This window comes from Streptomyces sp. NPDC007971 (assembly GCF_042958635.1).
Lineage (GTDB): Bacteria > Actinomycetota > Actinomycetes > Streptomycetales > Streptomycetaceae > Streptomyces.
This window is the reverse complement of the sequence record NZ_JBIBJK010000056.1, coordinates 1-6743: the sequence shown is the minus strand read 5'-3', so window position 1 is coordinate 6743 and position 6743 is coordinate 1. Positions and strand designations below refer to the sequence as shown.

The window sequence follows — 6743 nt, the reverse complement described above, 5'->3', positions numbered from 1 at the left end:
GTTTCGGGTGAGCCGGGGGCGTTGGAGGAGTTGCGGGCCGAGTTGGAGGCGGAGGGTGTGCGGGCGCGGATGGTCGCGGTGGACTACGCCTCGCATTCCGCTCAGGTGGATCGGTTGGAGGAGGAGATCACCTCTGTGCTGGCGGGGATCGCTCCTCGTCGGGGCCGGGTGCCGATGGTCTCCGCGATGACGGGTGAGACTCTGACCGGTCCCGAGTTGGACGCCGCGTACTGGTATGGGAGTCTGCGGGCGTCGGTGCACTTCGATCGTGCGGTGCGGGTGCTGGCCGGTCAGGGGCATCAGGTGTTCGTGGAGGTCACGCCGCATCCGGTGCTGATGGGCGCGATGAACGACACCCTCGAAGAGGTCGCGCAGGATTCCGGTCCGGGTGCGGTGGCTGCTGCTGTGTGCGGCACGCTGCGGCGTGACGATGGTGGTGCGCAGCGTCTGATCACCTCCTTCGCGGAGGCGTTCGTGAACGGCGTGGCGGTGGACTGGACGGTGGTGCTGCCGTCCGCGCACCGCGTTGAGCTGCCGACGTACGCCTTCCGGCACGAGCGGTACTGGCCGAAGAGCGTCGCAGCCCTGCCGACCGCCGGTTCCGCGGTGGGTGGTGACGGCGCGGGCACGGAGGCCGAGGCCCGGTTCTGGGCGGCCGTCGAGGGTGGGGACCTGACGCAGCTCGCCGACACGCTGGCGGTGGACGGCGACCGTCCGCTGAGCGAGGCGCTGCCGGCGCTGGCGTCGTGGCGGCGCCGTGAGCAGGACCGTTCGGTGACGGCCGGATGGCGGTACCGGATGGGTTGGGCGCAGATTCCCGAGCCCGACCCGAGGGTGCTCTCCGGGACCTGGCTCTTGGCGGCCCCTGCGGGGCCGGACACTGATGGCCTGGCACAGGGCTGCGCGGCGGCACTGACCGCGCGCGGTGCCGAGGTCGTGGTGGCCGAGGTCCCGGCGGGGACCGTCGAGCGGACCGACGTCGCCGAACTGGTCGTTCAGGCACTGCAGAAGGCCGCTACGGAACCTGCCGCGGTGTCCGGCGTGCTGTCCCTGCTGGCGCTGGACGAGGCGCCGCTGCCCGACCACCCGGTGGTGGCCGGCGGTCTGGCCGCGACCCTGGGCCTGGTCCAGGCGCTCGGTGACACCGAAGTCGTCGCACCCCTGTGGATCGCCACGTGCGGCGCGGCAGCGGCCACGCCGGGGGAGGCGCCGGCCGGTCCGGTGCAGGCGCAGGTGTGGGGCCTCGGCCGGGTCGTGGGACTGGAACACCCGGACCGCTGGGGCGGGTTGATCGACCTGCCCGCCGTGATGGACGACCGGGCCGGTGCGCGGCTGGTGGCGGTGCTGGCCGGAGGCGGCGAGGAGCAGGTCGCCATCAGGACGTCCGGGGTGCTGGGCCGCAGGATGAGCCGGGGCCCCCAGGCCCGCGGCGAAGGGCGCTGGAGCACGCGTGGCAGCGTGCTGATCACCGGGGGGACGGGTGCCATCGCCGGCCATGTGGCACGGTGGCTGGCGGAGGGAGACACGGCGCGACTGGTGCTCACCAGCCGTTCCGGCCCCGGGGCCGCCGACGTCGCCGCGGTGGCCGCCGAACTGGCCGCCCGGGGCACCCGCGTGGACGTCGTGGCCTGTGACGTGAGCGACCGGTCGGACCTGGCCGGGCTGGTGGACTGGACGGGGCGGAGCGGTCCCGTGCTGTCCGCGGTGATGCACACCGCGGCGGTGCTGGACGACGGTGTGGTGGACCGTCTGTCCGCGTCGCGCCTGGAGACGGTGTTGGCGGCGAAGGCGGCGAGCGCCGCCCATCTGGACGAGCTGACCGAGGATCTGGACCTGGACGCGTTCGTCCTGTTCTCCTCCGCGGCATCGACGCTGGGCTCCGCCGGGCAGGGCAACTACGCCGCCGCGAACGCCTACCTCGACGCCCTGGCCGAGAAGCGGCGGGCCCGCGGGACGGCCGGTCTGTCGGTGGCCTGGGGCCTGTGGGGCGGCGGCGGCCTCGCCGAGTCCAAGGACGCGATCCAGGCGCGGATGAAGCGGGTCCCCATGCCGGCAATGGATCCGCAGCTGGCGGTACGGGCGTTGGGCGAGGCGCTGGAGGGCTCCGACGCCGTCGTGACGGTGATGGACGTGGACTGGGCCCAGTTGGCGGCGGCGCCCGGATCGGTGGACCTGCAGGACAGGCCGCTGGTGCGGGACCTGCCGGAGGTCCGCCGCCTCGCCGCCGCCCGTGCCGGGTCCGCGGAGGCCGCGCGCGGTGAAGAGGATCTGGCACGGCGCCTGGCGGGCATGAACCGGGCCGAGCAGGACCGGGCGCTGACGGATGTCGTGCGGGCCGAGGCGGCAGCGGTGCTGGGGTACGCCTCGGCGGATGCCCTCCAGGCCAGGCAGGCGTTCAAGGAACTCGGCTTCGACTCGCTCACCGCGGTCGAGCTGCGGAACCGTCTGAACGCGGCGACCGGTCTGCGGCTGCCCGCGACATTGATCTTCGACTATCCGACGCCCGTGGAGCTCGCCACCTGGCTGCGGGCCGAACTCGTCCAGGAAGAAGCGGTTTCGGTGCCGATTCTCGACGAGCTGGACCGGCTCGAGTCCAGCCTGGCCGATTCGGCAACCGATCACGACATGAGCGAAAGCATCACGAGGCGGCTGCAGAGCATTCTGTCGAGGTGGATCGAAAAGCAGGGCGGATCGGAGTCCGAGAGTGAAAAGGTCGAATTCCGATCGGCGACACCCGACCAGGTGTTTGAGTTTCTCGACAAGGAACTTGGTCTGTCCAACTAATTGCTTCGGGCTTATTGGCGGCATGGTTTAGTAAGGAGTCCCTGTGGACAACCAAGAGAAGCTTTTCGAATACCTCAAGAAGGCTGCAGCCGAACTCCAGGAGACGCGCCAGCGCCTGCGCAAGCTGGAGGCCGGCGACCAGGAGCCGTTGGCGATCGTGGGGATGGCGTGCCGGCTCCCGGGCGGTGCGGACAGCCCGGAGGAGTTCTGGGAGCTGCTGGCGGCGGGTGGCGATGCGGTCGGCGCGTTCCCGACCGACCGCGGGTGGGACCTGGAGAACATCTACGACCCGGATCCGGAGAAGGCCGGCAAGTCGATCACCCAGTCCGGCGGATTCATGCGGGACGCGAGCGGTTTCGATGCGGGGTTCTTCGGGATCAGCCCGCGCGAGGCGCTGGCGATGGACCCGCAGCAGAGGCTGATGCTGGAGGTGTCGTGGGAGGCGCTGGAGCGGGCGGGTATCGATGCGGGGGCGTTGCGCGGCAGTAGGACCGGTGTGTTCGTCGGCGGATTCACGTCGAACTACGCCATCAGCCTGGCGATGTCGGAGGAGGGCACGGCCGGGTTCGAGGGTCACATGATGACCGGCAACCTGCCCAGCGTGATATCGGGCCGGGTGTCGTACGCGATGGGCCTGGAGGGCCCGGCCGTGACGGTGGACACGGCGTGTTCGTCGTCCCTGGTGGCGCTGCACCTGGCCTGCCAGGCGATCCGCTCGGGCGAGTGCTCCATGGCGCTGGCCGGCGGCGTGACGGTCCTGGTCAACCCGGGCAACTTCATGGAGTTCTCCCGGCAGCAGGGCCTGGCGGCGGACGGACGCTGCCGCGCGTTCTCCGCGGACGCGAGCGGGACCGGCTGGGCCGAGGGCGCGGGCATGATCGTCGTGGAGCGGCTGTCCGAGGCGCGCCGGCAGGGCCATCCCGTGCTCGCCGTGATCCGTGGCTCCGCGGCGAACCAGGACGGTGCCTCCAACGGCCTGACCGCGCCCAACGGCCCTTCCCAGCAGCGCGTCATCCGTGCCGCGCTGGCCAACGCCCAGCTGTCGGCCGCCGACGTGGACGTGGTCGAGGCACACGGCACGGGCACCACGCTGGGTGACCCGATCGAGGCACAGGCACTGCTCGCCACCTACGGCCAGGAGCGTCCGGAGGGACGGCCGCTGTGGCTCGGCTCGGTGAAGTCGAACATCGGGCACACCCAGGCGGCGTCCGGTGTCGCCGGTGTGATCAAGATGGTGCTGGCCATGCAGCATCAGCAGCTCCCGCAGACGCTGCACGTGGGCGAGCCCACGCCGCACGTGGACTGGTCCGCGGGCGAGGTGGAGCTGCTGTCGGAGCCGATGCCGTGGCCGGCCGGGGAACGCGCGCGCCGCGCCGGTGTGTCCTCGTTCGGCGGCAGCGGCACGAACGTCCACGTCATCCTGGAGGAGGCCCCCGCCGCGGACGCGGCGGCCGAGGAGGGCGACGAGCGGGGGAGTGCGGCACCGCAGGACGCCGCCGGGCCGGCCGCCGGCGCGAGCGTGGCTCCGGTGCTGTCGGGTGCGGGTGCGGGTGCGGGTGCGGGTGCGGGTGCCGGTGCGTGGCTGGTGTCGGGTCGTTCGGCCGACGGTCTGACGGCGCAGGCGGCCCGCCTGCGTGCGTGGGTCGCTGCGCGGCCGGAGTCGGAGCCGACGGATGTGGCCTGGTCGCTGGCGACCACACGAGTGGCGTTCGAGCACCGGGCCGTCGTGGTCGGCGGTGACGGCGGCGAGCTGGTCTCCGGGCTGGAGTGCCTGGCCGACGGTGTCCCCAGCGGTGCCGTCGTCTCGGGCGTCGTCAGGGACGATGCGCGCACCGTGTTCGTCTTTCCCGGCCAGGGCTCGCAGTGGCTGGGCATGGGCTGTGAACTCGCGCAGGTCAGCGAGGTGTTCGCGGCACGGCTGGCCGAGTGCGGGGCGGCCCTGGCGCCGTACGTGCCGTGGTCGCTGAGCGATGTTCTCGCGGGTGCCGAGGGTGCTCCGGCGCTGGAGGCTGCGGATGTGGTGCAGCCGGCGTTGTGGGCGGTGATGGTGTCGCTGGCGGCGGTGTGGGAGGCCGCGGGCGTGAGCCCGGATGCGGTGGTGGGTCATTCGCAGGGTGAGATCGCCGCGGCGACGGTCGCCGGGATGCTCAGCGTCGAGGACGGCGCCCGCGTGGTGGCCCTTCGCTCGCAGTCGCTGAAGGTGCTGGCCGGCGCCGGCGGGATGATGTCGGTCAGCCAGTCGGCCGTGGCGGTCGAGGAGCGTCTTGCGCGCTGGGGTGAGCGTCTGTCGCTGGCGGCGGTCAACGGTGCCTCGTCGGTGGTGGTTTCGGGTGAGCCGGAGGCGCTGGAGGAGTTGCGGGCCGAGCTGGAGGCCGAGGGTGTCCGGGCGCGCATGGTCGCGGTGGACTACGCCTCGCACTCCGCCCAGGTGGACCGCCTGGAGAAGGAGATCGTCTCCGTTCTGGCCGCCGTCGCCCCTCGCCAGGGCCGGGTGCCCATGGTCTCGGCGATGACCGGCGAGAGCCTGACCGGCGAGGAGCTGGACGCCGCGTACTGGTACGGGAGTCTGCGGGCGCCGGTCCACTTCGACCGTGCCGTGCGGATCCTGGCCGACCAGGGCCACCAGGTCTTCGTGGAGGTCTCCCCGCACCCGGTGCTGCTGGGTGCCATGAACGACACCCTCGCAGAGGTCGCTCAGGATGCCGGTCCGGGTGCGCTGCCCGCCGCGGTGTGCGGGACGCTGCGGCGTGACGAAGGCGGCGCACAGCGTCTGATCACCTCGCTCGCCGAGGCGTTCGTGCACGGTGCCCAGGTCGAGTGGACCGCGGTGCTGCCCGCCGGCGAGCAGGTGGAGCTGCCGACGTACGCCTTCCGGCACGAGCGGTACTGGCCGGAGGGGCTGCTCTCCCTGTCCGCCCTGGGAGCGGCCGGTGGCGACGCGGTGTCGCTGGGCCTGGGCGCGGTGGGTCACCCCCTGCTGGGCGCGGTGGTGGAACTGGCCGGCGGTGCCGGGGTGGTGTGCACGGGCCGGCTGTCCGTCGGTTCGCATCCCTGGCTGGCGGACCACGCGGTCGGCGGTGTGGTGCTCCTGCCGAGCACCGGCTACGTCGAGCTGGCGGTGCGGGCCGGCGATCAGGTCGGTTGCGGTCTGCTGGAGGAGTTGACGCTGCAGGCGCCGTTGGTGGTGCCGGGTGATGGTGGCGGGGTCCGTATCCAGGTGGTGGTGGCCGCGGGTGACGAGGAGGGGCGGCGTACGGTCGAGGTGTTCTCCCGTCCGGATCAGCCCGGTAGTGAGCAGCCGTGGGTGCAGCACGCCCGTGGTGTGGTGGCCCCCGCCACGACGGCCGGCACGAGCGCGGCGACCGACGAAGAGCTCCGGGAATGGCCGCCGCGGGATGCCGAGCCGATGGACACCGCCGATCTGTATCCGGTCCTGCTGGCCGAGGTGTACGGCCCCGCGTTCCAGGGACTGCAGGCCGCCTGGCGCCGCGGGGAGGACATCTTCGCCGAGGTGGCGCTGCCGGAGCCGGTGGCCGAGGAGGCGACTGCGTTCGGCCTGCATCCGGTGCTGCTCGACGCGGCCCTGCACGGCGCGGTCCTGGCCGACGCGGATCAGGGTGCGCGGGCCGACGTCGAGCCGGGCCGGCTGCTGATGCCGTTCGCCTGGACGGATGTGGAACTGCACGCCAGTGGTGCGTCGGTGCTGCGGGTGCGGCTGCGCCGCGACGCGCAGGGCGGTCTGTCGCTGACGGCGGTGGACCCGGCCGGAGCCCCGGTCGTCTCGGTGGGCTCGCTGGTGAAGCGCCCCGTGTCGGTGCAGCAACTACAGGCTTCCGACAACGGGTTGACCGACGCACTGTTCGCCCAGGACTGGGTTGCGGTCGCCGAGTCGGCTGTGCCGTCGGGGGATTGGGTGTTGGTCGGTGCGGATGGTTTTGGGCTGGTGGAGGGGTTGGCGG

At 72.4% G+C, this 6743-nt stretch carries 1 protein-coding gene and 1 pseudogene; both read left to right on the top strand.

Annotation, left to right across the window (positions count from 1 at the left end; all coding sequences use genetic code 11):
* A partial coding sequence (locus tag ACFZCP_RS45640) for an SDR family oxidoreductase (RefSeq protein WP_391443128.1) occupies positions 1-2784 on the top strand: 2784 nt, incomplete at its 5' end.
* A gap of 49 nt (positions 2785-2833) precedes the next feature.
* Positions 2834-6743, top strand: a pseudogene (locus ACFZCP_RS45635) (type I polyketide synthase); the annotation flags it as partial.